Origin of the sequence: Allohahella marinimesophila, from assembly GCF_039538005.1 — a bacterium.
Taxonomy (GTDB): Bacteria; Pseudomonadota; Gammaproteobacteria; order Pseudomonadales; family Oleiphilaceae; genus Allohahella; species Allohahella marinimesophila.
Map to the genome: position 1 here is coordinate 27,193 of NZ_BAABBO010000010.1, position 26,078 is coordinate 53,270.

At 56.7% G+C, this 26,078-nt stretch carries 21 protein-coding genes, 1 tRNA gene and 1 other RNA gene; 6 read left to right on the top strand and 17 right to left on the bottom strand.

Translation table 11 applies throughout. The features are described from left to right. From ABD735_RS11250 to ABD735_RS11285, 8 genes are all read right to left on the bottom strand, one after another. A complete protein-coding gene (locus ABD735_RS11250; protein WP_344806411.1) occupies window positions 1-639 on the bottom strand; it encodes a MotA/TolQ/ExbB proton channel family protein in 639 nt (212 codons plus the stop codon). Window positions 640-746: 107 nt separating this feature from the next. Further along, a complete protein-coding gene (locus ABD735_RS11255) occupies window positions 747-1,049 on the bottom strand; it encodes a hypothetical protein (protein WP_344806413.1) in 303 nt (100 codons plus the stop codon). Then, window positions 1,046-1,759, bottom strand: coding sequence for a tetratricopeptide repeat protein (locus ABD735_RS11260; RefSeq protein WP_344806415.1), 714 nt, complete (start codon window positions 1,757-1,759; stop codon window positions 1,046-1,048). The genes ABD735_RS11255 and ABD735_RS11260 overlap by 4 nt, the downstream gene beginning before the upstream one ends. Next, the gene (locus ABD735_RS11265; protein WP_344806417.1) at window positions 1,737-4,610 is read right to left on the bottom strand and encodes a tetratricopeptide repeat protein; all 2,874 of its coding nucleotides are present in this window, start codon (window positions 4,608-4,610) and stop codon (window positions 1,737-1,739) included. Before ABD735_RS11265 ends, ABD735_RS11260 begins: the two co-directional genes overlap by 23 nt. After that, window positions 4,607-6,409 carry a hypothetical protein gene (locus tag ABD735_RS11270; protein ID WP_344806419.1) on the bottom strand — a complete coding sequence of 601 codons (1,803 nt, stop codon included), beginning with the start codon at window positions 6,407-6,409 and terminating at the stop codon, window positions 4,607-4,609. The genes ABD735_RS11265 and ABD735_RS11270 overlap by 4 nt, the downstream gene beginning before the upstream one ends. A 52-nt stretch (window positions 6,410-6,461) precedes the next feature. Continuing rightward, complete coding sequence (locus tag ABD735_RS11275) at window positions 6,462-7,019, bottom strand: hypothetical protein (protein ID WP_344806765.1); 558 nt, start codon at window positions 7,017-7,019, stop codon at window positions 6,462-6,464. A 142-nt stretch (window positions 7,020-7,161) separates the two neighbouring features. Further along, on the bottom strand, window positions 7,162-8,340 hold the full coding sequence (locus ABD735_RS11280) for a vWA domain-containing protein (protein ID WP_344806421.1): 1,179 nt from the start codon (window positions 8,338-8,340) through the stop codon (window positions 7,162-7,164). A 4-nt stretch (window positions 8,341-8,344) separates the two neighbouring features. Next, window positions 8,345-9,187, bottom strand: a complete 843-nt coding sequence (locus tag ABD735_RS11285; RefSeq protein ID WP_344806423.1) for an AAA family ATPase — start codon at window positions 9,185-9,187, stop codon at window positions 8,345-8,347. A 126-nt stretch (window positions 9,188-9,313) separates the two neighbouring features. Between ABD735_RS11285 and cysK the strand changes: the two genes are divergently transcribed. Further along, window positions 9,314-10,282 (top strand): cysteine synthase A, encoded by a 969-nt coding sequence (cysK, locus tag ABD735_RS11290; RefSeq protein ID WP_344806425.1) that lies wholly within the window; start codon window positions 9,314-9,316, stop codon window positions 10,280-10,282. A gap of 50 nt (window positions 10,283-10,332) precedes the next feature. On the opposite strand, the gene ABD735_RS11295 is transcribed toward cysK, so the two are convergent. The 7 genes from ABD735_RS11295 to ffs all read right to left on the bottom strand — a co-directional run bounded on the left by ABD735_RS11295 (window position 10,333) and on the right by ffs (window position 18,060). Continuing rightward, window positions 10,333-13,014 carry a VWA domain-containing protein gene (locus ABD735_RS11295; RefSeq protein WP_344806427.1) on the bottom strand — a complete coding sequence of 894 codons (2,682 nt, stop codon included), beginning with the start codon at window positions 13,012-13,014 and terminating at the stop codon, window positions 10,333-10,335. Between the two features lie 90 nt (window positions 13,015-13,104). After that, a complete protein-coding gene (locus tag ABD735_RS11300) occupies window positions 13,105-13,545 on the bottom strand; it encodes a hypothetical protein (protein WP_344806429.1) in 441 nt (146 codons plus the stop codon). Beyond that, on the bottom strand, window positions 13,542-14,822 hold the full coding sequence (locus ABD735_RS11305; protein ID WP_344806431.1) for a ribonuclease D: 1,281 nt from the start codon (window positions 14,820-14,822) through the stop codon (window positions 13,542-13,544). The genes ABD735_RS11300 and ABD735_RS11305 overlap by 4 nt, the downstream gene beginning before the upstream one ends. Beyond that, window positions 14,815-15,420 (bottom strand): recombination mediator RecR, encoded by a 606-nt coding sequence (gene recR / locus ABD735_RS11310; RefSeq protein ID WP_344806433.1) that lies wholly within the window; start codon window positions 15,418-15,420, stop codon window positions 14,815-14,817. The genes ABD735_RS11305 and recR overlap by 8 nt, the downstream gene beginning before the upstream one ends. Window positions 15,421-15,423: 3 nt before the next feature. Continuing rightward, a complete protein-coding gene (locus ABD735_RS11315) occupies window positions 15,424-15,747 on the bottom strand; it encodes a YbaB/EbfC family nucleoid-associated protein (protein ID WP_344806435.1) in 324 nt (107 codons plus the stop codon). A 42-nt stretch (window positions 15,748-15,789) separates the two neighbouring features. Beyond that, complete coding sequence (gene dnaX, locus ABD735_RS11320; RefSeq protein WP_344806437.1) at window positions 15,790-17,913, bottom strand: DNA polymerase III subunit gamma/tau; 2,124 nt, start codon at window positions 17,911-17,913, stop codon at window positions 15,790-15,792. A gap of 50 nt (window positions 17,914-17,963) precedes the next feature. Beyond that, window positions 17,964-18,060: signal recognition particle sRNA small type (gene ffs, locus ABD735_RS11325), an RNA gene on the bottom strand. Between the two features lie 180 nt (window positions 18,061-18,240). Here ffs and ABD735_RS11330 point away from each other — a divergent pair. From ABD735_RS11330 to ABD735_RS11340, 3 genes are all read left to right on the top strand, one after another. Continuing rightward, window positions 18,241-18,330, top strand: a tRNA-Ser gene (locus ABD735_RS11330). Window positions 18,331-18,532: 202 nt separating this feature from the next. Further along, window positions 18,533-19,138 carry a VPLPA-CTERM sorting domain-containing protein gene (locus ABD735_RS11335; RefSeq protein WP_344806439.1) on the top strand — a complete coding sequence of 202 codons (606 nt, stop codon included), beginning with the start codon at window positions 18,533-18,535 and terminating at the stop codon, window positions 19,136-19,138. A 262-nt stretch (window positions 19,139-19,400) separates the two neighbouring features. Then, a complete protein-coding gene (locus ABD735_RS11340; protein WP_344806441.1) occupies window positions 19,401-20,918 on the top strand; it encodes a DEAD/DEAH box helicase in 1,518 nt (505 codons plus the stop codon). Window positions 20,919-20,929: 11 nt separating this feature from the next. On the opposite strand, the gene ABD735_RS11345 is transcribed toward ABD735_RS11340, so the two are convergent. Continuing rightward, entirely contained in the window at window positions 20,930-21,850 is a 921-nt protein-coding gene (locus tag ABD735_RS11345) for a carbohydrate kinase family protein (protein WP_344806443.1), read from the bottom strand. Beyond that, window positions 21,851-23,269, bottom strand: a complete 1,419-nt coding sequence (gene dbpA, locus ABD735_RS11350; protein ID WP_344806445.1) for an ATP-dependent RNA helicase DbpA — start codon at window positions 23,267-23,269, stop codon at window positions 21,851-21,853. It lies immediately after the preceding gene. Between the two features lie 202 nt (window positions 23,270-23,471). On the opposite strand from dbpA, the gene ABD735_RS11355 reads away from it, so the two are divergent. Both ABD735_RS11355 and ABD735_RS11360 read left to right on the top strand, forming a co-directional pair. Beyond that, a complete protein-coding gene (locus ABD735_RS11355) occupies window positions 23,472-24,242 on the top strand; it encodes a substrate-binding periplasmic protein (protein WP_344806447.1) in 771 nt (256 codons plus the stop codon). Between the two features lie 412 nt (window positions 24,243-24,654). Then, window positions 24,655-26,037 (top strand): ABC transporter substrate-binding protein, encoded by a 1,383-nt coding sequence (locus tag ABD735_RS11360; RefSeq protein ID WP_344806449.1) that lies wholly within the window; start codon window positions 24,655-24,657, stop codon window positions 26,035-26,037. The last annotated feature ends 41 nt before the right edge of the window (window positions 26,038-26,078 follow it).

Consider the following 26,078-nt stretch of genomic DNA (forward strand, 5'->3'; position numbering starts at 1 on the left):
TCAGGACTTGTTCGCTTCGTGCCCACTAATGACGTTCATCACCTTGATGCCGGCCATTTCGAAACTGTCGATGATTTCGTTGGTCTTCGTCTGCAGAACGGCATTCATCAACAGCAGTGGAATCGCAGCCATCAGTCCGAAAGCCGTGGTGTTCATGGCTACCGAAATACTCTGGGACAAGAGATTGGCTTTCTCGGCCGGATCCGCGTTGGCGACTGCCGTGAAAGCAGCGATCAGACCGATGATGGTGCCCAGCAGGCCGAGCAGGGTCGACACGTTAGCGAGGGTCGCCAGGTAGGGCGTGCGCTTTTCCAGTCTCGGTAGCGCCTCCATGAGCCCCTCTTCCATGGCGGTCTCTATTTCATCACGTGGCTGTCTGTTGAGCAGACGCGACAAACCAGCAGCCAGCATGTTCGCCATGGCCGTACCAGAACTGTTGGCCTGCTCGAGCGCGCTACGGTAATCACGCTTGCCGACCAGCGGCAAGAGCCTGTCGAAGTCATGGCGGTTCGACCGTTTGGCTTTCGAGAGATAAAAGTAGCGCTCGACGGCGATAGCCAGACCTATGGCAAGTACCAGTGCGATCGGGTACATGAAAACCCCACCTTCCTGAAAAAAGCGGATTATGGTCTCCAACATTTAGTTCTCTCCTGCTCAGAGCAATTTCAGCTCGATTACGTTCCATGATGCCTGCACACCGGTATGGGCCAGGCCGTAGTTGTCAATTTGGTTGGTTCAGCGAAGAATCAGTCTTCTTTCAGCTCTCCGAGCTCCAGATTCTTGCGGAAATACAGTTCTTCCCTGAACCGCTGCCGCTCAAGCGGCTTCAATACATCACCCAGATCGGTCCGTGGAGGTGGAACCGAGATATCCGGGCTGGGTGGCGGCTGCCACGGCAGCAGGAACAATACCTGAGGCTGCTCCTGATCGCCACGGATTGTAGCACCTTCCATTTCGGTTCGCTCTGCAGCCTGCGCTACAAGTGACAGCGCACACAGCAATGCCATCAGACCATGCGCAGCGGTGCGAAACAGGACATGACTGTTCACGAGCCGCTCTCCATTCTCGACTTGAGATCGACGATCCACAGGCTCACCTGTTCATCTTCGCCCACCAGGTCGAGATAGGTTTCGTACTGCTCGAGGGCGACGGCCGGCTTCCCAAGGTAAATATCGTAAAGGATGCCGATATTCCGATGGTAGAGCGGCTGGTCAGGCTGGATTTCGAGCGCGGCCTGATAATGACGCTCAGCCGTCTCGAAGTCTCCGCGCTTGCGCGCGAGCACTGCGAGCTGATGATGGGCCCGGTCTTCGCGCCGGTTGGCGCGCAGGGCTCGCTCGTACCACTGCTGGGCCTGCTGCTCTCTGGTCTCGCTGGTGTCAGTAGTCTCGATATTACCATTCTGCTCGACCAGCAGCCCAAGCGTCACGTAGGGTTCGCTCAGCTCTGGCACCTCACGCGTCAATGCAATCAGTTGGCTCTGCGCGCCCTCGATATCACCATCCTCCATAAGCGCCAGAGCAGCGGCATATTGCTGCTGCGCCGCCACGAGATCCATGGCGGCCAGTTTCTGCTCGTACTCGCCTTTCTCGCCGAGGTTGAAGGGCTCATATTTACCCATTGGTTGATCAGCACTGTTGGTAGGCGCAAGCACAGGCCTGGTCTGCTGGGCGCAGCCACTCAACAGCGCGAGCAACAGGCAGCATGCTGCGAGCGGCAAACGCAGGCTGAACTGCCTAGCGGATCGATGGGGCAACATCTATCAGTGTCTCCTTCTTGTTGTAACGCACTGGCAGCAACTGGCTCAGTGAGTCGATGCTCTGCTGTACGTACACATCATAGATACCCTGCTGCATTACCGAAACGTTGCCTTCAAGAATTCCAATTGCTTTTTCTTCAAACGGGTAGGCCTGGTCTTCGAGCAGGATGGTGTATTGCTCGCCTTCAAGCGGGTTCAAGCCCTCTGGTCGCTCGCTCTCCAGAATGTCTCTGCTCAGGGTGAGATAGGCGTCGCCCAAAGTATGGTTGGCTGCAGTGGTATATCGGGCAATGGCATAACTCTGGCTCTGCTCGATATCAGCGACCAGCGCTCTCAGCGCCGCTGTCTTCTTCTCGAGCGAAGCATTTAGAGGCAGGCTCAGTGCTATGGCTTCAAATTGGTCCCGACTGGCTTCGGTGCGCGCCCAGGCTGCCTCGGCTGCCAGTGCACGGCTCTGTCCGGTCCTGCTCGAACCACCAGAGCGTTCGAAACTGATCAGGTCATCCCGAAGGGTGGCGACCTGCTTTCGCACACTGGCCGGACTGGCCGGTGCGCTGGCCAATGTGTACAGCTCATAGCGAACATCGACGGCTGCGTCGAAAGGCTGTGGATAGTCGCGGGCGTAAGCCTGCAAGGTCTTCACGAGATCGCTGCTCCTGCCTGCTTCGCGATAGAAGCCTGCTACCTGCAACAGGGTCTGCCGCCGTTCATCTGCCGGCTGCTGTTCAAGGGACTCAGCCAAGGCATCGCCAGCCTGCCCGGGCTGATCCAGCGCATCGAAAGCAAAGGCCAGTTTTGCAGGTATGCCCTTGGCCAACTCGGTCGAAGGATGCTTCTTCCGGTATACCTTCATGAGATCTATGGCCAGCTCCCAGTCCTTGATATCCAGCGCTCGCATGGCGGCGTCATATCGGGCACTCTCGGCCAGCGGCGAAGTGGGCGCTACGGCGACGACACGCAGATACTCCTGCAAGGCGCCGTTCATATCGCCCTTCTCTTCCCAAGCCTCACCCTGCTTGTAGATACTGGCGACATAAGATGTCATGAGATCAGCCCGGCGAGTCCTTTCAGCGGCATTGAGCTCGTTCTGACGATCGTCAACAAGAATGATGGCCGCATCGAAACTTCGCTCGGCCTGGGCAAACTCGCCAAGCTCGAAGGCGCTGCTGCCGGCTATTTCGTGGGCATCGAGCTGATGCGTTGCATTCTGCGTGAGTTCGATCACCCGTTTCGCCTGCACTAGCGCCGCGTCGTAGCGCTTCGCCTGATAGAGATCGTTAGCGGCCAGCAGCACCACTTTGCCGGAGCGATCGTCCTGCGCGTATGTATCGCCAAAGCGAATCGCTGCTGAAATGCGCGCTTCCACCAGACTGTTTCGATCTTCCGAGTCATCAGTCGGTAGCTGTTCGATCATTCGCGTCCTGGTCGTAATGCCAGCGTAGGCCGCATCCGCAGCAGCAGGTGTGGGCTCATAGGCGTAGCCAGCCTGATCGTAGGCCTCGACCGCTTTGGCCAGTGCACCCAGCTGCAGCCAGGTATCGCCAAGCAGGAAGCTGATTTCAGCATTTCGTTGATCTTCAGGGCTCAGTTGCAGCATGGCAGTGAAGTGTTCGGCTGCAGAGTCAAAATGAGCCTGGCTATTTGTGATGGCACCTGCCTTCGCATCAGCCTGTGCGAGCGAATAGGCACGCCGTCCCAGTTCTTCGCGGAAACCAAACAGCCTCGGCCGAAGCGCATTCTGTTCCTCAGGGGTCAGCTGCTTCCAGTAATCGGAATACTGTCCGAGCTCATCGACGTAACGCTCACGCTCCTGCCAGACCAGCTGCGGCAATTTACCGGCTTCAAAGGCCTGAAGTTTCAGCTCGTGGAATGAGGGACGCTCAGGTGTTCGCGCAAATCGCTGAATGTAGCCTTCAGCCACATTGGCAGCATCCTGGAAGCGCTCCTGCCCAAGCTGATAGGTATAAAGACCCTTGTACAGAACCGCCGCCAGGTCCGTATTGCCCTGCCTCGCCATCGAGGCGTTGAGGAAGCTTTCTCCGCCGTTCTGCGTGGCGATAACGCTGATGATACGAGCCACGTCATCTTCGACGGCTTGATTGTTCGACTCATCCGGATAGGCATTCGACTGAATATCCACCAGCACATTCAGGAACTGGTCGATAGCGGCCTGATTGCGGTCGTTCTTGTACATCGACCAGGCCAGCATGTATTGCGCTTTGGGTATCAACGCGGCGTTGTTGCTTCTGCTTACTTCCCGATAGTTTTCCTCGGCAAGCTCGTACTCCCCCCTGGTATATTGGGCTTCGGCTATGCGGAACTGCGCTTCTGTCGCAAAGCCTGAAGACGGGAAGCGTTCGAGCAGCGTCTGCAATGCCGTGAGACTTTCCTGCTGTCGCCCTCTCATATCGAGCGCCTTCGCTAGCTGGTACTGCAACAGATCTCGACTGAAGGGCTCGCGCTGGCTCTCGGTCGCAGGCGGCAGTGCAATCACCTTGCGGTACACCTCTATAGCGGTATCCCATAAGGCATCCGTGAAAAATCCGTCCGGACGAAGGCTGCCATAGCGATCCTCGAGGCTTTCCATGCGCAGCAGTGCCAGCGCCTGGATACGCGGATCATCGGCCCGGTTTATGAGCTGAATGTAACGATCGATAACTTCGTCGATCGACACCCGCGGCGCTTCTCTGAAGGCAAAGTCGACATAGGCGGGCTTCAGCTCACCAATGGTCTTGTTGTCATCCACCTTGTCGATGACAACGAATGCGCTCCGGGTTTCAGCCACGACGACGGGTGACAGCGGGGCCAGCAGACAGGCTGTGGTCAGGAAAACGCCAAGCTTTCGCATCATTGCGCCTCAGCCTCTCTTTCCGTCCGCATCTTGTCGGCCTGCATTTTTTCAAGCTCATCGATGGCAAGATCGTCGTACAGGTTGACCAGCGACAGCTGACTGCGCAGATAAAAGTCTTCGATGTTGTCGTAATGCCGCTGCAGAAGCTCGTCGCCTCTCTTTGCGAGTAGCCCCTCATATTCTGCAATGACAGTGTCACTTCTCTGTAAAGCGGCGGAGTAACGATCCCGCAAGGTAGATATCCGTCCCTGAAGATCCGAGAAACCTGATTCGGCTGCCGCTATCTGCTTGCGCAGCGACACGAACTCCTGCCTGGCCTGCACCAGTATCCTGTCGACATACTCAAGCTCTGCTACAAGACTGATCGAGGCAGATTTCAGATCTGGAGCCAGTTCATTACGGCGTGCGATGACGGCATTGAGATTGCTCGTTTTCAACAGGGCCTTGCGATCGCTACGCGCTCGCTTCACATCGGCAGCCTTCTTGTTCAGAGCCTGCTCGTAGATATCGAGGCGTTCCAGTGCAGACCTGGAAAATGTGCGCATGTCATCGAGCTGCAGCAATGTTTTAGCCAGATCATAAAACTCGTCATCCGACATGAGGAAATTCACAAAGGCGACGGTGGGCGTGTTGGTGACCAGGTCCGTGGCCAGAAACCAGGCGGCCTCATTATGCTGCTTCCTGGCCTTGTCCAGTACAGCCAGCATGCCATCGGCCAACAGGGACTTCCGGATTTCAGACGTATGCCGCATTTCCTTGTCGTAGACTGAAACAGCCTCGAGATAGGCATCGATGGAAGTGGCCCTGAGTCCCTCCTGCTCATAGCCGTAGGCAATCGCCTGGAAGGCTTCAGCCACACCGGGCACCACGAGCGCAAACTTCTTGGCGCGATGCCAGGCCTGAATGGCCACCCGATAGCGCTTCAAACCAGCGAATGCCAGACCGTAGTCGTAGATGCCGGCTGCCGCACTGGCACCGTCGGCCCGAACATTCTGAAGAAAGGCCAGTGCTTTATCATGCTGTTCGGCCATCAGAGCAAGATGACCAGCCGATAGGTAGATGCGGTCTTTCAGCTCGAGGCCCTCTTCCGTATTCGGCGTCATGGCGGCGGCGACCCGGAAGGATATGAGCGCACGGTTGACGTCAGGATCGTTCTCGCCGTAGTACACAGCGAGGTTGTAGTAACCATAGGCCGCCCAGAAGGTACCTTCGGTGACCTTGCCGAGTGCTCTGCCGGCGTCAGAAGGCCGCTTCTGATGGATGTAGCAGCGGGCTATGAGATAGTAGGCTTCATCGAGACCGACCCGGTCGAGAGAGTCCAGAGACTCGTTGATCTTCTTGAGCGCTTCGGTATACCGTCCGGCTTCGTAGGCTACCCGCCCCTCGTAGAGTCTTGCGCGCTGTAGCACATCCTTTTCCCGGACCGTGAAAGCCAGGTGTTCGGCAATGTCTTTGTTGGCCACATGCATGCCGTAGCGCGAGCCGGCTTCTATAGCCAGAATGTGGTTGAGATTGTGGAAGCGGTTGGCGATATGGTTTGAGCCCATATGCTGGTTTTCCAGCAAGGTCAGGGTACCGAGATCATCGTTCGTGTAATGATGGAAAAGAGCCTCTCTGTACAACAGTCTGTCGCGAGCGGTGGCTCTGGCCTCCGCCTCATCACCAATCACGTCGTTGCCGGTATCCGCAACCGCAGGGTTGATCACCGCGAGGCCGAGCAACAATACGGCAATTGACAGGCGAGTCAGCTTCATATCAGGACAGGCAGCCAGCAGATTATCGAGCGATTGCTTGATCACGGACAGCATCCTGTTCGAGGCGGCAGGGAAGTGAGTAGTCAAAGCAGGCGGCTCAGCGAAGTTCTTCGATGCGGAAAGTCGGTTGTAGCGGCTGCCCCGGTCTCGGCTCTACCCGGAGCTCGAGGTACTTGGCACCGGACTGCTTGCTGAAACTGGCCTTCGCAGTCGAACGAAAGAACTTGTTGTCGGCACCACGGCCATTGAATACGGCCTGGACGCTATGCCCGCCAGTCGTCAGGTTACCGACGTGGAGACGCTGCACGCCGCCCCGTTTGAGCGCCTGTATTTCACGATCCGAATACAGATAACTGGTGGCGAATTTCTTGTCTACCAGCAGCTCCACCGATTCCAGAGTGAACGGCGCATTTTCGTCGACACCGAGAAAGACGACGAGCTGCGTATCCAGCGGATAGAGGACATCTTCTTCCAGCTTCAGCAGTTCGCGATTGAGGTCGACGATATCCTGCTTCAGCTGCTCGGTTTTCTTCGCGAGCTCAGCCGTTGGCACCTCGGCAAGACTCGATACACTCCAGAAACAGACGAACAAAGTCAGCACGACCAGTGCTGTTCGCAGTCTGCCGGTCATGCCAACCAGACGATCAAAAGCCACTCTCAAGATATGATCCTTATTCTCTGCAGCAACAGCAATTTTGTGGAGGGAGTCTATCACTCATCGCCTGAAGCGGGTGTGACGAATGCCAAATCTACAGGACACTGCGCCCACGTGCGCTCAGGTACTACTGACTCAGGTACTACTGACTCAGGTATTTCATGCCAGCTTCAAGACCTTCAATGGTCAATGGATACATCTTGTCTTCCACTAGCTGTCGGGTCATGCCGAGCGAACCACCCTGCCCCCAATAGGCCTCTGGCAACGGATTGAGCCAGATGACCTTATTGAACTTCTCACGGATTCTCTGCATCCAGACCGCGCCAGCTTCCTCGTTCCAGTGCTCGATACTGCCGCCGGGATGGGAAATCTCGTAAGGCGCCATACTGGCGTCTCCGACAAATATCACTTTGTAATCCGCACCATAGGTGTTGATCACATCCCACATCGAAGTGGTTTCCGTAGTCCGTCGAACGTTATTCTTCCATACCACTTCGTAAATGAAATTATGGAAATAGAAATTCTCCATGTGCTTGAACTCGGTACGGGTCGCCGAGAACAGCTCTTCACAGACACGAATATGCGGGTCCATCGATCCGCCGATATCGAAAAACAGCAGGACTTTAACGGTGTTATGCCGTTCTGGCACCATCTTGATATCGAGGTAACCAGCGTTACGGGCCGTACTCGAGATCGTGTCCGGTAAATCCAGCTCGTCGGCAGCACCCTGTCTGGCGAACTTTCGCAAGCGCCGCAGCGCCACCTTGATGTTGCGTATACCCAGGGTGATCGAGTCGTCGAGATCTCTGAATTCGCGTTTGTCCCACACCTTTACGGCGCGATTATGCCTGCTCTTTTCCTGCCCGATGCGGATGCCTTCAGGATTGTAACCGTTGGCGCCGAAGGGTGAAGTACCACCGGTACCAATGTGCTTGTTACCGCCCTGATGTCGCTCCTTCTGGTTCTCAAGGCGCTCCTTGAAGGCCTTGATCAGTTCTTCCAGACCACCGAGCGATTCGATCTTGGCCTTGTCTTCTTCAGAGAGCTGCCGCTCGAACTCGGCCCGCAACCAGTCTTCCGGAATCAGGGCTTCGAGAGCGAGGTCAATGCTCTCGATACCCTCGAAGAAGTGTCCAAAAGCCTTGTCGAATTTGTCGAAATGCTTCTCATCCTTCACCAGTATGGTCCGGGTCAGAAAATAGAAGTCATTCATGTCGGCAAAGGCCAGACGATGCTGTAAGGCGTTCATGAGATCCAGGAACTCACGCACGCTCACGGGCACCTTGTGCTGGCGCAGAATGTCGAAAAAGCCTAACAGCATGCGATCAGCCCCGGCGGCGCGCCATGAACGCCAGCTTCTGCAGTAAATGGACGTCCTGCTCGTTCTTGACCAAAGCGCCGTAAAGTGGCGGTATGGCCTGGGCAGAATCCTTCTGGTGCAGCACATCCTTGGGAATGTCGTCTGCCATCAGCAACTTGAGCCAGTCGATGAGCTCCGAGGTGGAGGGCTTCTTTTTCAGACCTGGTACCTTGCGGATATCGAAGAAGATATCCATGGCATCAGCGACCAGCTGCTTCTTGATGTCGGGATAATGCACATCGATGATGCGCTGCATGGTCTCGCGATCAGGGAAATTGATGTAATGGAAGAAGCAGCGACGCAGGAAGGCATCCGGCAGTTCCTTCTCATTGTTCGAGGTGATGATCACGATTGGCCGGTGAATCGCCTTGATCCGTTCCTGCGTTTCGTACACGTGGAACTCCATCTTGTCGAGTTCGAGCAGCAGGTCGTTGGGGAATTCGATATCGGCCTTGTCGACTTCATCGATCAGCAGCACGCACTGCTCTTCCGCCGCGAAGGCTTCCCAGAGCTTACCCTTCTTGATGTAGTTACCAATGTCGTGCACACGGTCGCTGCCCAGCTGGGAATCACGCAGACGCGATACGGCGTCATATTCGTACAGGCCCTGTTGAGCTTTCGTCGTGGACTTGATGTGCCACTGAACGAGCTTCATGTTCAGTGATTCGGCCAGCTGTTCTGCCAGCATGGTCTTGCCCGTGCCTGGCTCACCTTTTATGAGCAGCGGGCGCTGCAGAGCGATAGCGGCATTGACTGCCATCTGTAAATCTTCGGTGGCAACATACTCGCCGGTACCTGTGAACTTCATAGCGCGCAACGACCTCAATGTGAATTGGCGAGCCAGTATACATTTGTATGCCTGTGATGTGTAATGAACCCAATGGGAGAGATTCCCGAGCTACACCCAAGCGAAACAAGGACAAGAGAGGCGACCATGGGCAAGATCTATGAAGACAACTCCTACGCGATAGGCAATACACCGCTCGTACGTTTGAATCGGGTCACCAACAAGAATGTCTATGCCAAGATCGAGGGCCGCAATCCGGCGTTTTCGGTGAAGTGCCGTATCGGCGCCAACATGGTCTGGGCCGCAGAAAAAGCTGGCAAGCTGAAGCCTGGTATGACGCTGGTCGAGCCGACGAGTGGCAACACCGGAATCGCACTGGCCTTCGTCGCGGCGGCTCGCGGCTACAAGCTCAAGCTGACCATGCCTGCGTCCATGAGCCTCGAGCGTCGCAAGGTGGTCAAGGCCCTGGGCGCCGAGGTCGTGCTCACCGAGCCACCCAAGGGAATGAAGGGCGCGATTGCAGCGGCTGAGGCCCTCGTTGCTGAAAATCCTGATACTCATCTCATGCTGCAGCAGTTCGAAAACCCGGCCAATCCCGAAATCCATGAAAAGACCACTGGCCCTGAGATCTGGGATGATACTGACGGCAAGATCGATGTATTCGTTGCTGGCGTCGGCACTGGCGGGACGCTGACTGGTGTCTCGCGCTACATCAAGCAGCAGAAAAACAAACAGATCATTACTGTAGCGGTCGAGCCTGAAAGCTCACCGATTATCTCCCAAACCATGTCGGGCGATGAACTCAAACCATCTCCTCACAAAATCCAGGGCATTGGCGCGGGCTTCATCCCCGGAAACCTCGATATGTCGATGATCGACCGAGTGGAGCTGGTCAGCGATCAGGAAGCCATGGCCTTTGCTCACCGCTTAATGAAAGAGGAAGGTATCCTATGCGGCACCTCCTGTGGCGCGGCAGCAGCAGTGGCAGTTCGGCTGGCAGAGCTGCCTGAGTTCGCGGGCAAGCATTTCGTGGTCATTCTGCCGGATATGGCTGAACGCTACCTGTCCTCTGCCCTGTTCGAAGGACAGTTTGGAGATCAGGAAAACGTTCAGTAGATCGTGAAGTCTGCTGCCTGATAGGTAGCCCGGCCGTCGAAGCCGGCTGCCTATTTCTTCGCGGGGCCTGCCTTGCCGTCTGCATCAGGTCGTTGCCTGCTGCTTTCTTCAGTGTCTGGCAGATCATCCGTATCAGCGATATCAAAGTCTTCCAGGTTGAACTCTTCATCCTCGAGCTGGTCAGCATCTGCTGCGGCAGGCCTTTCTTCGTCCGCGGCCTTCTCTGAATCCTCGGCAAGCGCCGCCTCATCTTCCGCTTCAACGGCAGCCCGACCTTCATCCAGCAGGTCATCGATGTCATCAAAATCGGACATGTCGACTTCAGGCAAGTCAGCTTCATCATTGGGCGGCGGCGCCGTTTTTCTCGTCGCTACCGGCTCAGGCCCTTCTTCGTCAAGCTCCATCGCAAATTCGAGATCATCGTCTTCTTCTGGTGGCGTCGGCTCGGGTACAGCTTCTGCTTCCGGCTCTGGTGCTGGCTTCGGCTTGGCCACAGGGTCTGCCTGAGCACGAAGTTCATCAGCAAGCCCACGAAGGTCGTCTTCATCGTCGTCTACGGCCACTGGCTCAGGTTTTTTAGGCTCAGCTGCGGCGGGGGCGGGTTTTTCTGCGGCTGATACAGGCGCTTCAGGCTCACCCTCGGCAGCCTCGTCTCCGAAGAGATCGCTGTCAAGATCGTCACTGGCGTCCGAACTCGCCGTGACGGCGGCGATAGCGGCTAGTTCTTCGGCACTCACGTCTTCTTCCGGCTCGTCAGCCTCCTCGTCGTCAGTGTTCGCAGCACTGACCACCTTGCGTTTTTTCCACCACCAGAAGCCAAGACCGGCGATCAGCAGCAATGCACCACCACCGCCAAGGCTTAGCCACAACAACAGGTCATCATCGTCCGAGGCCGTCTCGGCTGGGGTGGCGGCTTCGCCAAGAGGCGCTTCGGGAATAGCCTCCTGATCAGCAGGCTTCGCTGCAGCTGCCTCGGGCGCAGGTTCGTCGGGCCTGGCGGCTTGATCGAGACGAGCTCGCTCATCGTCGGCGAGCTTTTCGTTGATCTGGTCGATCTGCTCGCCGTCGATGAGCGACTTGAATTCATTCGGACTGGCCTCCTGTCTGGGGAACTCTGCCTGCACGATCTCCGGCTGGAATTCGAATTCGGTCAAGGCCTGGGTACGACCTTTGACCTGAAGCGACACTTCGTAAATACCGTCACCTCGAACAGGCGCTATCGGAAAGCTCCAGCGACCTTCTTCCGTAATGTATGGGATCGAGGCGATGAGCGTGCCGCCATCAGGTGTTCTCGTCTTGGCCACGATGCTGGTAGCTTCGCGGTCGATGTTAGGACTCAGAGGCGTGACATGAATTCGCCATGCCGTAGCATCACCTGAGCCGGTTGCTTCGGCTTCTACAGCGACCGGTGGGCTCAGCTCCATGACTCGCCTGGTCTGGCGCTTGAAGGTCTTGCCATCCGCCTGGACCAGCACTGAATAGCGGCCGGTCTTCTGCAGATTGCGAATCGGTGTAGAAAAAACGCCATCAGTTGGAGGCGCCTCACCGTCACTGATGAGCTTGGTGCCAGACTTACCACCTTCCTCCTCGATAGTCACCGAAACATCTATCAGCTTCAGCAAGTCCTGACTAAGGACCGGTTCGCCATTTTCGAAGAACCCTATATTCAGCTGTAGCTCCTCCCCCGCGAAGAACTGCACAGGCAGATCCTTCATGATCATGCGCAGATTACTGACGACGGTGACCCGGCTCCCCGGAGCAAGCTGACCTTCGAGAAGCCAGGTGCCCTCGGAGGGCCGTTTTATGGTGATCAGATCGTAATGCTTCGTCGATACCCAGTTGATCGACGCGGGATGCGCCTTTTCTGTCGATCGCTCGCCAGCGGGATCGAGCACGGCCACAGGCTCACTGTCTGCAGCGCGAAAGACCAGTGCAGTAAATTCCTCGACAGAAGAGTCGATATCGAAGCGGTTGCCTTCCAGCGGCACCTCTTCAGCCTGTACTGCGTTGTCGAAGGCCTGTAAAAATACACGGCTTAGCTCTTCAGAGGTTTCTGCCAGCGAATAGACGCCTTTGGTCTGCGCACTGAGCTGTTTGAGCAACAGACTGTCAGCATTGCCTGAGAGGGCAACGGTGTGAATGGTGGCTCCAGCGTCCTTGAAGCTCTGAACGATTGAAGTGAGCACACGATTGCGCTCAGCCGCATTCACGCCGGGATCCTTACCAATATCGACAACGCCGTCTGTCAGCAGAATGATCTGGGCATTTGAGAGATCTTCTGGGGGAGCTGCGGCCTTGCTGCTCGCGGCATCTTCTGCGGACCGTTCGAGCGCCGCGCCGATATTGGTATACATGGCCACAGAATTGATAAGCTTCGATTTTTCCTTGGCATCCTGCCGCCAGGCATCATCGACTTCGCCGTAAGGCACCAGCATGTTGACGTACTGGCCGAAGGTCCAGACACCAGCCCGACTGCCTTCCGGCAGCAATTCGGTGATCAGATTGAGAGCAGGTTTACGAAGGTCTTCGGGATCATTCTTTTTCATGCTCCCGCTGATATCAATGAGGATGCGGACATCGGCATCAGGCGGGAGTTCAAGCGTAGCCGTCGCCGTCTTAGGGATCAGCAGGGCCATCGTGAGTAGTGCCAGACACAGCCAGATCCGATTTTCCCAAAGCATTCCAGCCTGATTACGCTTACCAGTATCGGCCGGAGCCCGGTCATACCTCATCACTGTTCCCTGCACTGCCCTTGAATAAAAACACTCAAAGTTATAGCAGCGATCAGCACAAAGCGCTAAGTTGCGGTTTTGTAACAGCCCTTAGACAGAAGCTGTGGGAGCAGGCCTTGCTTCGCGACTCTGACGAGCAGCAGCAGCCTGCCTCCGCTCCTGATCCTTCCGCACATCCTGGCGATGCGTCAGCCATGATTGAACGGCCGCAATCAGCAAAGCCACTACCAGGCCGACCAGGAGCGCCATCAGCGAAGTCTGAACAACTTCACCAGCCTTCTGCAGCACGCCATAGAGCGCAGTAAACCAGGCCGGAACGAGCAGGCGCATATCGGTCACCTGGACCAGCGCCGGAGTAAACAGGATCGCTACCGACAGGGCTCGGAAAATGAACTGCAGCCACATGGGCCTGACCGCTCGAAGCGGCCAGAGCAACAACACATAGGCCACGGTGGCAGCCAGTAGATAAGCCAGCCAGGCCAGCACGATATCGTGGCCCAGAACGAACGATAGCGCCGACTGTGTATTCATTCGGAAGTTCCTGAACCAGTGGATGCGGACCCCGACGAAGCGTCGAGTCGCGAGATTTCGATGATATCCGGCATCAGCAGATCACCCCGCCAGCCACTGGTCAGCGCGATGGCGTCGCCGTCTTCGGCTCTGACACCGGCAGGTATGTGGGCGCGATTCACCCAGAGAACGAGCTCCTCGATCTGTTTTCGCCCCGCCAGAATTTCCGGGGCAATTCCCTCACGCGCGGCGACTTCTGCAATATGCGCCTTCACCTGCTTGACCACCTGCTTGAAAGACTTTGGTAGCGGCGGCGTAATGAGCCTGAAGGCTTCGCCGGGTCCTTCGTCCATGGCTTTCGCCGTCAAAGCCACCAGCGTTGGACCATAGCGACGAAGACCGTTGAACTTCTGCCCCATCCGCCGAACACGATGCAGACCATCCGGCGCGTGAATCTGCTCCTTTGCCATAACCATGAGCAGGTCATCGTCACAGATCTTTTTCCGGGCAATATTCCGCTCTCTGGCCTCGACTTCCCGCCAGGCGGCCAGCTCCTGCAGAATACGTTGACTCGGCGGCGGGAGCGCGAAGGCCTTGCGCATACCAAGATAATAGTCTTTGAAATCCTTCATCTCGAACTCGGCATTGCGGCGCTTCTCCGGCACCGGATACCGCTGCTGAGCCTCTTCGAAACACAGTGCAAGACGCCGCTGCGACCCAGCGTCCTGGCTAAGGGTATCGAGCCGATGGGCCGCGAGAGCGAAGAGATAAATGACATCGGCTACCGCATAATTGAGCTGGGCGGCGCTGAGCGGTCGCTGCAGCCAGTCGGAGCGGGTTTCGCCCTTGTCTATATCGATCTGGAGATGGTATGACACCAGCGCCTGTAGCCCGGCACCCTGCGCTTCCGAGGGATCGAACAGTTCGGCAAGCTGCGTATCGAACAGCGGCGTCGGCGTCGGCAGCCCGACCATATGGAAAATTTCGATGTCTTCGGATGCGGCATGCATGGCCTTGACGCAATTTTCCGCAAGAAAGATGGATGTCAGGCTTGTGAGATCCAGCTCGGCAAGCGGATCTATGAGAAAGCACTGCCTGCCGTCGTAGATCTGGATGAGCGCCAGCGAAGGATAGAAGGTCCCCACCCTGATGAATTCGGTATCCAGCGCCAGCAGCTCAGCGGATTCGAGAATCGAGATGGCCGTGGCAAGATCATCGGCATTATCGATCCAGAACACTGCGGCATCGTGCTGCTGGGCCACTGGGATAATTTGATCGAAAAGACGGAGCTCAGGCATAAGGCTTCCTGCCACTGAGGGCATGACCGAGAGTGATGCTGTCGACTGCGCCGAGCTGACCACCCATGGGCACGCCCTGTGCCAGCGTCGTCAAGCGTATGCTACGCTGTTGCGCGAGCTCGGCAATGAAGTGCGCAGTAGCGGCGCCCTCCACGGTAGAGTCGGTAGCCAGAATTATTTCGTCCAGCCCCGGGCTATCAAGACGCTTTTCAAGATCAGCCAGACCGATATCATCCGGACCAATGCCGTCTATTGGCGACAGAAGACCCTGCAAAACGAAATAGAAGCCCCTGAAAATGCCGGTATGCTCTATGGTGATCAGATCCAGTGGAGAAGCCACTACACACAAAGCCGATATATCCCGGCTGTCATCCGCACAGATCTGGCAAACATCATCTTCGCAGAGGTTTCTGCATCGACTGCAGGGTCTGACGTTTTCCAGAGCACGACCGATGGCCAGTGCAATATCGGCAGCCTCCTGCTGGCGCTGACCAAGTAGCCTCAGGGCCATTCGCTGAGCGGATTTCTGCCCCACTCCGGGGAGCTTCTGCAAACTTCTGATGAGGTGCTCGATACTGGGACTGAGGCGAACCTGCATAGGCTAGAACGGCATCTTGAAGTTGGGCGGCAATCCCATGCCTGATGTGAGTTTGCCCATCATATCCTTATTCGAGGCTTCGACCTTGCGCACGGCGTCATTGACCGCAGCGGCGACGAGGTCTTCGAGCATGGCCTTGTCTTCAGACATCATTTCGTCATCGATACTGATCTTGCGCACATCATGGCGACCGGTCATCGTCACTTTCACCAGACCGCCGCCTGCTTCTCCGACGACTTCAGCCTTCGCTGCGTCTTCCTGGGCTTTCTGAAGATTTTCCTGTACCTGCTGTGCCTGCTTCATCAGGTCATTCAAGTTACCGACCATAGTGTTCTCCAATAATGCTGAGCGTACCGGACAGGTCCGCTACTATTCCTTGTTGATACGGCGAGAGCCGTCATCCATCTTTGTGAGATCGTAAACGACGCTATCTTCGATCAGCGATGCGCCAAAGGCCGACTTGAGCGAACCCAGGCCTGGCGCTGTCGCCAGTACCGATCTGGCCAGTTCAGTCCGGCTTTCATGCAGGTAGCGCTGATACGCCATGGGCGACAACGGACCGGCGCCTTCGATGAGCTGTTGCGAAGCGACCGGCTGAACATCGATATCTACCGTTTTCCCGGTCACCACGCCAAGCGCGTTTGCCAGCCCCTGTCGATGTTTGTCGCTAAACAATTCAGCTTCATTCTCGGCCATGGCGAAGCCAAAGTGAAGCCGATCATCCTGTTCGGTCAGCCCGGTGAGCATCAGGGAGGCTGCGAGACTATGGCCCATTCCGCGCAAACCATACTGACCTATACGTTGATACAGCTCTGGCCAGCTGGTCGATATCTGTTCTCCAGCCCTGTTCTCATCGGCGCTTTGAAACACTGACACCATCGGACCAAGATCAATAGCCTCACCGTTTTTTCGCGGTGCCGACGGTGCTGAAACAGCAGAGTCCTTCGTGGGGTCGACCTCTTGCGATGAGCGCGCAGCAGCCACCTCCTGGTGCTCAGAGACTTCGACAGGGGGGCTTGCAACAGCGGGCGGCGATGCGGGGGCAATATTCTGATTTTCCGCTGTCAGCTCGTCGTCGAACTGGCTATTGAAATCATCGTCGACCCAGGGTGGAACATCGTCTTCGGCAGACGAAGGCGGCTTCGTGCCGGCCGGCGGGGCCGCCTGCGGACTGGCTTCCGTGGTCGATTGCGCCCCATTTTGAGCTGCTGACAGACGCTCTGCCTCGGCGGCACTGACTTCTTCAGCACGAAGGCCCTGCCCGTTCGGGCTTTGGGTCTCTGCGACAGCTGGCGCAGGTGCAGGCGTCGCCGCTACGGATTCAGCTGTTTTTTTTTGAGCCTCGGCCTCGCCCCCAGCGTCTGCCCCTCTCGGCTCAGCCGGACCAAGGAAGGCGAGCATTCGCAGCATCAGCATGGAGATGGCGGTCTGCGCATCAGTCGCGATCTGCAGATCCCGATGCCCCAGCAGCGCAATCTGGTAGAGCACCTGCAAATCGGCACCGTTCAGCTGCGAGGCGAGTGATTGCTGCCATTGCGCCTGCTGCTGGCTCAGGCCCGCAAACAGCGCCGCCTCCTTGCCCTGCGAGCCAGCGACAGACAGCTGTTGCCTGAGGGCGATCTGGTAGAAGATCTCGCACAGCTGACTCAAGAGGCCGCCGTAGTCGGGGTTGGCCTCGGCCAGACTCTCTAACGCGGCGTTCAGCCTCACAGGCTGACGATCGACAACCGCCTGCAGCAGCGCATACACCGTGTTGCGGTCCACCGTACCAAGCATGGTCGTGACCTGTGCGCCGGACAGGCGACCGTCGCCATACGCTATCGCCTGATCGGTGAGGCTGAGCGCATCACGCATACTGCCAGCGGCCGCCCGGGCAATATCCCAGCAAGCCTCTTCATCGAACTCGACATGCTCCTGCTCCAGCACCCAGCTCAGATGCCTGGAAATGCGATCCATCGAGAGGTTCTTGAGGTTGAACTGCAGGCAGCGCGACAAGATAGTGACGGGCAGTTTCTGCGGATCGGTGGTGGCGAGCAGAAACTTGACGTGCGAGGGCGGCTCTTCGAGTGTTTTCAGCAGCGCATTGAAGCTGTGGTTCGACAGCATGTGCACTTCGTCGATGAGATAGATCTTGAAACGGTTTCGGCTGGGCGCGTACTGAACGTTGTCCAGCAGCTCTCGCATGTCCTCGACCTTGGTGCGTGAGGCCGCATCAATTTCGATAAGATCGACGCTGCGCGACTCGATGATTTCGAGGCAGCTGGCGCACTGGCCACAAGGGTCGGAGGTAATGCCTGTTTCGCAGTTCAGCGAGCGGGCAAAGATACGCGCCACGGTCGTCTTGCCGACGCCGCGAGTACCTGTAAAGAGATAGGCGTGGTGAACACGACCGGAATCAAGCGCGTTGGACAGCGCCTGCAGAACATGCTCCTGACCGACCATTTCCCCGAATTTTCGCGGCCGCCATTTTCGAGCCAGGGCGATATGCGACATTGGGTTAGCGTGAGTCCATGGGAGTGTCTGACCTTAAGACTGGAGGCAGGTCCAGCCAGCCACACCCCGGCACCCGAATCCACCGCTGTGGCTGCTCCCTTCCGGGCCTGACCAGGTTCACGGCTTATCGCTGCGAGGGGACCAACTGGACCCACCCTATTATTCGCCGAACGATATGCCTGTCCGGCGAGGTGGTGGACTATAGCAAAGAGCCCAGCGGCAGACAACGCCGACGAGTACAGATTCATGATCTCGGTCGCCGATACGCAATCGACGATACCAGCTGGTCTTTTGAATCCCCAGCGATTACACTGTGCGCCGTTTCACGGAGAGGTGTCCGAGTGGCTGAAGGAGCACGCCTGGAAAGCGTGTATACAGGAAACTGTATCGAGGGTTCGAATCCCTCTCTCTCCGCCAGTTTTTCCGCTGGCCCCAACTGCATCGCTTCACTCGGTTAATAGCTAACCCGACCTTTATACTGCCTTCTCCTCCCCAATATGTTGGCTGCCTCACAGATTCCCTGACAGTTACAAATATTCGCTAGCCTTTGCCTTACGCTCTTGTAGACTGCTTACACAAAGATACATTCCCACAACATATTTTTACATTGGAGCGTTGTATGACGGCTATCGGTAAGTTTTTGGCTTTCACTGCACTGTCAGTTGCAAGCTCAGTAGCCTTTAGCGCTTCTGTTCCAGCGCAGTACACGGCCTGCAACAACGGCGGCAATCATGCCTTCGGTCTGACATCAGCTACCAGTTGTCTGAACTTCGGCAGTGGTAACATTCAGGGCGACAACGCTAGCAAGGATGCGTTCCTTAACGGCGCAACCGGCGAAGGTTACTCCTACATCAATAAGTTCGAAGGAGCGACCGCCAACTGGACTCAGACCGACAACAACAGCGGATACAACACTTTCACGTTCTCTATTGAAGCTTCGCTCTGGAACTCATACGACGATATCGCAATCGGCGTCAAGGTCGGCAACAAGGTCAACTGGGCCGTCTGGGCAGTAGAAAACCTGGCGACTTCATTCGAGCTATTCGTAGCCCCCGAGCAGGGCGGCGGTCTTTCACATATCAACATCTACGGCAGCGGTGATGGCCCAGGTACTGGCGTAGACAACCCTACCCCAGTGCCACTTCCAGCTGCAGCGTGGCTGTTCCTGTCAGGCCTTGCTGGTCTGGTAGGCTTCCACAAGCGTAAAGCTGCTGCCAAGGCCTGAACCTCAGCAGATCCTCTGAAGTAGTCCAAGGGTTGGCTCTTCGGCTGTTTCGCAAAATCGGTGCGTTCCTCACAGGACACGCCGATTTTTGCGTTTCTACCCTGTCAAAAATAACAGCTGCCGAACACAGCCGCTCACTAACATGGCTTTGACCACCCATTTAAGGTAAGCTGCCCCGCCTCTGGCGTATAAACAGCCATTGCAATGTATCATTTCTGCCCATCCCGATACTTAGTGAATTCCCACCAAGAGAAATCTGCCTATGAGTTTTGCCTCACTCGGTCTGTCGACTGCCATTCTTGAAGCTGTTGCTGAAGAGGGCTATACAACGCCTTCACCTATACAGGCCCAGGCTATCCCTGCTGTGCTGAAAGGTCGCGACGTGATGGCTGCCGCACAAACCGGTACCGGTAAAACAGCTGGCTTCACCCTGCCGCTGCTTGAAATTCTCTCCAAGGGTGACAGAGCGCAGCCGAACCAGGTGCGTGCGCTCGTGCTGACACCTACGCGAGAACTCGCGGCCCAGGTTGCTGAGAGCGTGGCAACTTACGGCAAGAACCTGCCACTGCGATCAGCCGTGGTATTTGGTGGTGTGAAAATCAATCCGCAAATGATGCAGCTGCGCAAGGGCGTCGATATTCTTGTAGCGACGCCTGGACGCCTGATCGACCTGTACAACCAGAATGCTGTCAGGTTCAATCAGCTCGAGGTTCTTATTCTGGACGAAGCCGACCGCATGCTCGACATGGGCTTCATCCACGACATCAAGCGCATCCTGGCTGTGCTGCCAAAGCAGCGTCAAACACTGATGTTCTCAGCGACATTTTCGAACGAGATTCGCGCCCTGGCAAAAGGCCTGGTCAACGATCCGGTCGAAGTCTCTGTCAGTCCGCCGAATACTACTGTCGCCCTTGTGCGCCAATGGGTAAGCACCGTTGACAAGAAACAGAAAGCGCCACTGCTGTCCTATCTCATCAAACAGAACAACTGGGAACAGGTGCTGGTCTTCACCAAGACCAAGCATGGCGCCAACAAGCTGACCAAATACCTGGAAACTCAGGGCATCAAGGCAGCGGCCATCCATGGCAACAAGAGCCAGGGAGCGCGGACCAAGGCGCTGGCCGAGTTCAAGGCTGGTAGTACGCAGGTTCTGGTCGCGACTGATATTGCGGCGCGCGGACTGGATATCGATCAGTTACCGCAGGTGGTCAACTTCGACCTGCCGAACGTGCCAGAAGATTACGTGCATCGAATCGGTCGTACAGGTCGCGCCGGTGCCAGCGGCCAGGCAGTCTCTCTCGTGAGTGCCGACGAGTCACGAATGCTGGCCGACATCGAGCGTCTGATCAAGAAGAAGATTCCACGGGAAACCGTGGAAGGCTTTGAGCCGGTTCATGATGTGCCGGATGCGATGCTCGATACTCGTGGACCACGTCAGGCTCGTCCGAAGCGTCCGAGTTCAGGACATCGCGATGGTCAGCGAAGCGGAGAAAATGCCCAGGGCCACAAGCCAGCTTCGAAGAATCCACGGCACGCCACCGGCCAACGCTCAGGCCAGAGGGCTGCAGCGCCGGGTGGTGGCACGTCCAATGGCGGTCAACGGCCATCCACACAGCGCAGTGGCCCCCGTCCTGATGGACAGAGATCTGGTGCGGGTGGACGTAGTGATGGTGGTCGCCCAGGTGGTCAGCGGCCCCAGCGGTCGTCAGGCCGACCCGGTGGTGGCGCTGGCGGCGGCAATCGTGCACCTCAGGGCGCCGATGTGAACGGTAACCGCTAGAACGCCCGCCCTCAGGACAGCTGTTGCGCCACCAGAGCAGCAGCTGTCTCGATCGACAAGTGTTCACCTCTGAGTGAGCGCGACCCTACTGCAAGTGCCCCGCAGGCAGTCGCCAGCTTCAGACTATCCTCAGTCGTGTAGCCCAATAGATAGCCTTTCAGAAAACCACTGAAAAATGCATCGCCAGCGCCGTTGGTATCGACCACTGGGTCTACCGTACATGCCACCTGACTATGCCAGCCACCCGATTTGTCCAGGAGTGTCGCGCCAGCTTCGCCATGGGTGCATATCACCAGTTCAGCCCGTGTGATGAGTCTCTCCATCGTAGCGCGATAATCATCCAGATTGGTGTCGGAGAGAAAGATGACATCGGCAGCCTCAATAAAATCCTCGTAGTATTCAGCGCCATCGCGGTAGTCATGCAGGTCCGTCCAGACCGGTTTTCCCGTTGCACGTATTGCGGGGAGCGCGGCGCGAACATAATCCAGGATGTTGGCGACAACGATACTGGCATCCGCACATCTGACCGCAAAGTCGGTCCAGTCCGTGGCAGCCTGCGCGGCAGGTGGCTGAGTGTAGATTGACAGTCTGTGACCATCGGGGAGCATGAGATTCACATGTTGCTCTGTGGGGGTAGTGGATCCATCTAGCGCCTTCGCTGCGGCCACCTCCAGCACTATTCCAGCCTCCGCGAGGACAGCTTCCACTGTCCTACCCTCGGCATCGTTTGCAAGAATGGTGTGCAGACAGACATCGAGACCGAGTGCTTTCAGATTCAGCGCCTTACCGGCCCCGGTACCACCGACCGCCTGGTAGCTTTCACGCGCCATCACGGTCTGCGAAGCTCCAGTAGGCAGATCATCGAGGTGGATGATGGTGTCCATGGAGCAGCCACCAACCACCCATACCGGCCCCCTGGCATCGGCCGACATTTACAGCGAAAGCCGCCGTGCTCGCACGGAACGTCCCTTGAGCTTGTTGGCATTGAGTTGTCTCAACGCGTGCTCGGCGACCTGCTGACGCAGCGCCACATAGGCGAACTGATCGAAAATCTGGATCTTGCCAACCTGGTCGCCGGGAATACCGCCCTCGCCTGTAATGGCACCCAGAATATCGCCGGGTCTGACTTTCTGCTTCTTGCCCGCATCGATTTGCAGGGTCGTCATGGCTGCTGGAGGCAGGGTGCTGTGTTTGGGTGGTGGAGGCAACTCGCCCAGCAATTCGAAGGTTCTGTCGAGAAAGGCCTGCAGCTTGTCGATCTTGTGCTGCTCTCTAGCTTCGAAAAGCGTGATGGCGAGGCCGCTGCCGCCAGCACGACCAGTCCGGCCCACTCGATGAGTATGAACTTCGGCATCCCGGGCTATGTGGTAGTTGAGTACGAGATCGATCGAATCGATATCCAGACCGCGGGCGGCAACGTCGGTGGCGACCAGGATCGAGACACTTCTGTTGGAGAACTGCACAAGGGTCTGGTCACGGTCGCGCTGCTCGAGATCGCCATGCAGCGCCACTGCACTGTACCCGACTTCACGAAGTGTATCCGCCAGTGCCTGTGTTTCCACTTTCGTATTACAGAAGACGAGCATGGAATCCGGTCGGTAATGTTCAATCAGTGCGCGAACAGCCAGGGTTCTTGCAGTCTCACCTTCGCCACTGCGCTGTCCTACCGGCATGCCTGCTACGCGATAAAGCAGCTGCTTGATCGTCGCGTCGGTGTGTTCAGATTCGACCTGGATGAGAATGGGACTTTTCATGACGCGCTTTGCGATCGCCTGAATTTCAGGTGGGTAAGTGGCGCTGAATAACAGGTTCTGACGCGCCGACGGCAGCGTCTCCACAATGCCATCCAGCACTTCCTGAAAGCCCATGTCGAGCATGCGATCGGCTTCATCGAGCACCAGCATCGACACGTTCTCGACTTTCAGCGTACCTTTGCGCAGATGCTCATCGATCCGACCTGGCGTACCGACGACGATATGGGCACCGTGCTCCAGCGAGCCGATCTGCGGACCAAACGGCATGCCACCACAGAGGGTCAGGACCTTGATATTGTGGATGCCTCTGGCCAGTCGCCGGATTTCCCGTGCCACCTGGTCTGCCAGCTCTCGAGTAGGACACAGCACGAGCGCTTGCGTGTGGAACGTATCCACACTCAGGCGATTCAGCAGACCGAGCCCGAAGGCCGCCGTCTTGCCCGACCCCGTCTGGCCCTGGGCAATCACGTCCTTTCCCTGCAGGATCGGAGGCAGACTCTGGCTCTGAATCGGCGTCATGCTGGTAAAACCGAGATCGGCAAGGTTATCGGCAAGTTCCGGGCGTAATTGCAGTGCGGAAAACGCATCCTGCTTCATGGCAATTCCTTGGGATGAAGATGAGGTTCTGAGAGGGCTGGAGGCTTGTTTCGGGATAGCGCTCACGCTACGGGGTTTCGCAGTTTCAGGCAAGTCTTATGAGACGGCTATGCGGGTTCCTTCGCCCCGACTTCCCGCCATGTGGCTATTTGAAAGAAAATCCCTGCTATGATGACGCAAGCAGTCTACTGGAATCATAGCCATGTCCTGTGCCCTAAGGCGTTTTCTCACATTACTTCTACTGGTCTCCCTTGGCCACGGTCCCGCATCCGCAGATAGCACGGTGGCGAGCGCCGATGCGGCCGGTGCCGGGAGCGACGAACAGCGTCTGGTGATTGTATTTGCCTCGGCAAACGAGGGCGAACCAGTGTTTCGCATGGCGGAGAATCTATTGGCTGAACTTGGCAGACGCATGGCCGTGAAGATTGAGCTGATCAGCCTACCCGTCGAACGTGGCGCCCATTCGCTGGAAAACGGGCGTATCGATGCAGAGCTCTCCAGGATACTTGAATTTGGCAAGACCCGGCCTGAATTGATCCGGGTGGAAGAAACCATAGCACGCGTCGCCTATCATGCCTACGCGACCAAACCCTACACCGACCTGAATGGCTGGAACAGCCTGAAGCCGTATCGGATCGTACACCGAATGGGCCTGCAGTTCGTCAAGGAATACCTGGGCGAGATGAATGTTCAAGCGGTGAACTCAACTGAAGCTGGCCTGGCGTTTATGCTACGCGACCGGGCTGATGTGTACATCGAGACGCCGCCGCTCGTTGAGCCGCTACTGCAGACCCATCCCGAATTCAGTGAAATTCGCCGCATCGATCCGGCAATCGCCTGGTTCGATACCTACACCTACTTCGCCCCGGACCATACGGTGATGGCCGAGCGTTATCTGCAGGCCTTGAGAAGCATGAAGGTCGACGGGAGCTATCAGAAGCTGATGCAGCTTCCCCAGGAGCCTCAGCCCTAATCTCAGCGCTATTGGCCCGGACGAGTCCAGCCCTTCAGATCCCATGTCGTTCGCTCGCTGGATCAGGCTTTCCGGGCCTGAAATCGATGCCTTTGCTATGAATTCTGGCACTTGTGCGCTTGTACTAAGATCTGCCACACCCGCTGCGGGTTTGCTCACGCCAACGCACTGCAATGATCATCCGTTCGCCACAATGCACTTTTTACGGGCGTCCTGATTTCTCCTTCTCAAGCCGCGGCTAGCGCTCCCTTAGTCTGAACCCCTCAAATTTTGCAATACCAATCAATCGCTTAGGATTTTTCGGCGAGGCTTTGAGCATGAGCTGGCACGACAAATGCCCCATTAATAGCAGTGGTCATAACATATTAGTACAAGTCGAGCCACCACAGCTTACACACACGAGGGCGCAGTCATGATCAAGAACGTTTCGCTTCCAACAGCACTTGTCGTCATGTCTCTGACCGGGTGGCAAGCCCAGGCAGAGACCATAAGAATCGCGATAGGCCATCAGAGCATGTGCACTGATACCTACACCGCAGGCATCGTCGTCAAGGAGCTGAAGCTGCTCGAGAAGCACCTGCCGAAAAGCGGAAAATACGCTGATGCCGAGTACGACATCAGCTGGAGCGACTATTCATCAGGCGGCCCCATCACCAACCAGATGATGGCGAACAAGCTTAATTTCGGCGTCATGGGCGACTATCCGCTCATCGTCAATGGCGCAAAGTTTCAGGAAACTGATTCACTGCGAACCAAGTACATTGCCGGCACTGGCTACAACCTGAAAGGCAGTGGCAATGCCATCGTCGTGCCAGTCAGTTCGGACATCTACAGCATCGATCAACTCAAGGGCAAAGCTGTGTCAGTGCCAGTCGGCAGTGCGGCCTGGGGCATGCTGCTCAAGGCGATGCAGGACAACAAGATCGCTTCGAACGAATACCAGCTGAAAAACCAGAGCCCTGCCGTTGGTGCTGCGAACATTGCGGCGAAAAAGATCGATGCCCACTCGGATTTCTGTCCCTGGTCGGAGCTCATGGAGTTCAGGGGTACCGGCCGCAAGATCTATGACGGCAGCGAGACCGGGGTGCCGTATCTCCACGGCGTCGTCGTGCGTGAAGACTTCCTTCAGGACTATCCGGAAGTCGCCGTAGCGTTCGTGTCCGCAGTCTATGAAGCAGGCGAATGGATTCGCGAAGATCCTGTCAGAGCGGTCGATCTGATGGAGAAGTGGACAGGCGTCGAAAAGGAAGTGCTGTACATCTATTTCTCAAAGGGCGGCCACCTCACCCTGGATCCGACTATCAAGGACAAGTGGGTCGATGCGCTGCAGCTCGATCATGATGTCCTGGCGAAAGAACAGGCCATCCCTGCGCTCGACTTCAAGGAGTGGATCACCGAAGACTATGTCAAAGCCGCTTACAAGGCACTGGGTAAGGACTATGACAGTGAAAAGGCCACAATTGTGGATCCTGTCGAAGCAAACGCAGGCTTGCCGCTGGAAGTGTGGCATTCACGTGACGGTATTTCTTCATATCCCGACATGAAAGCTTTCCTGACAGCCATCGACCAGTTCCGCCAGACTGGCGCCAAGCTCAATGCCACCTATGTCTACGATACGACGACCGGGCTGAAGCTCTTTGGCAAAACGGCGTTCTTCGTGCAGAACAAGGATGGCTTCTCGACTTTCCTGAGAAAGCCTGACGCCGACAAGTTCGCTGCTGATACCGAGGGGCAGGTCATGGATCTCGAAGCCGCCTTGTCCACCGTGGCCGTCGAGGAAGTCTCTGCGCTGTAGGGCGCAGACCGACCTCTCCCACTTTCCTAAAAGGGCACAAC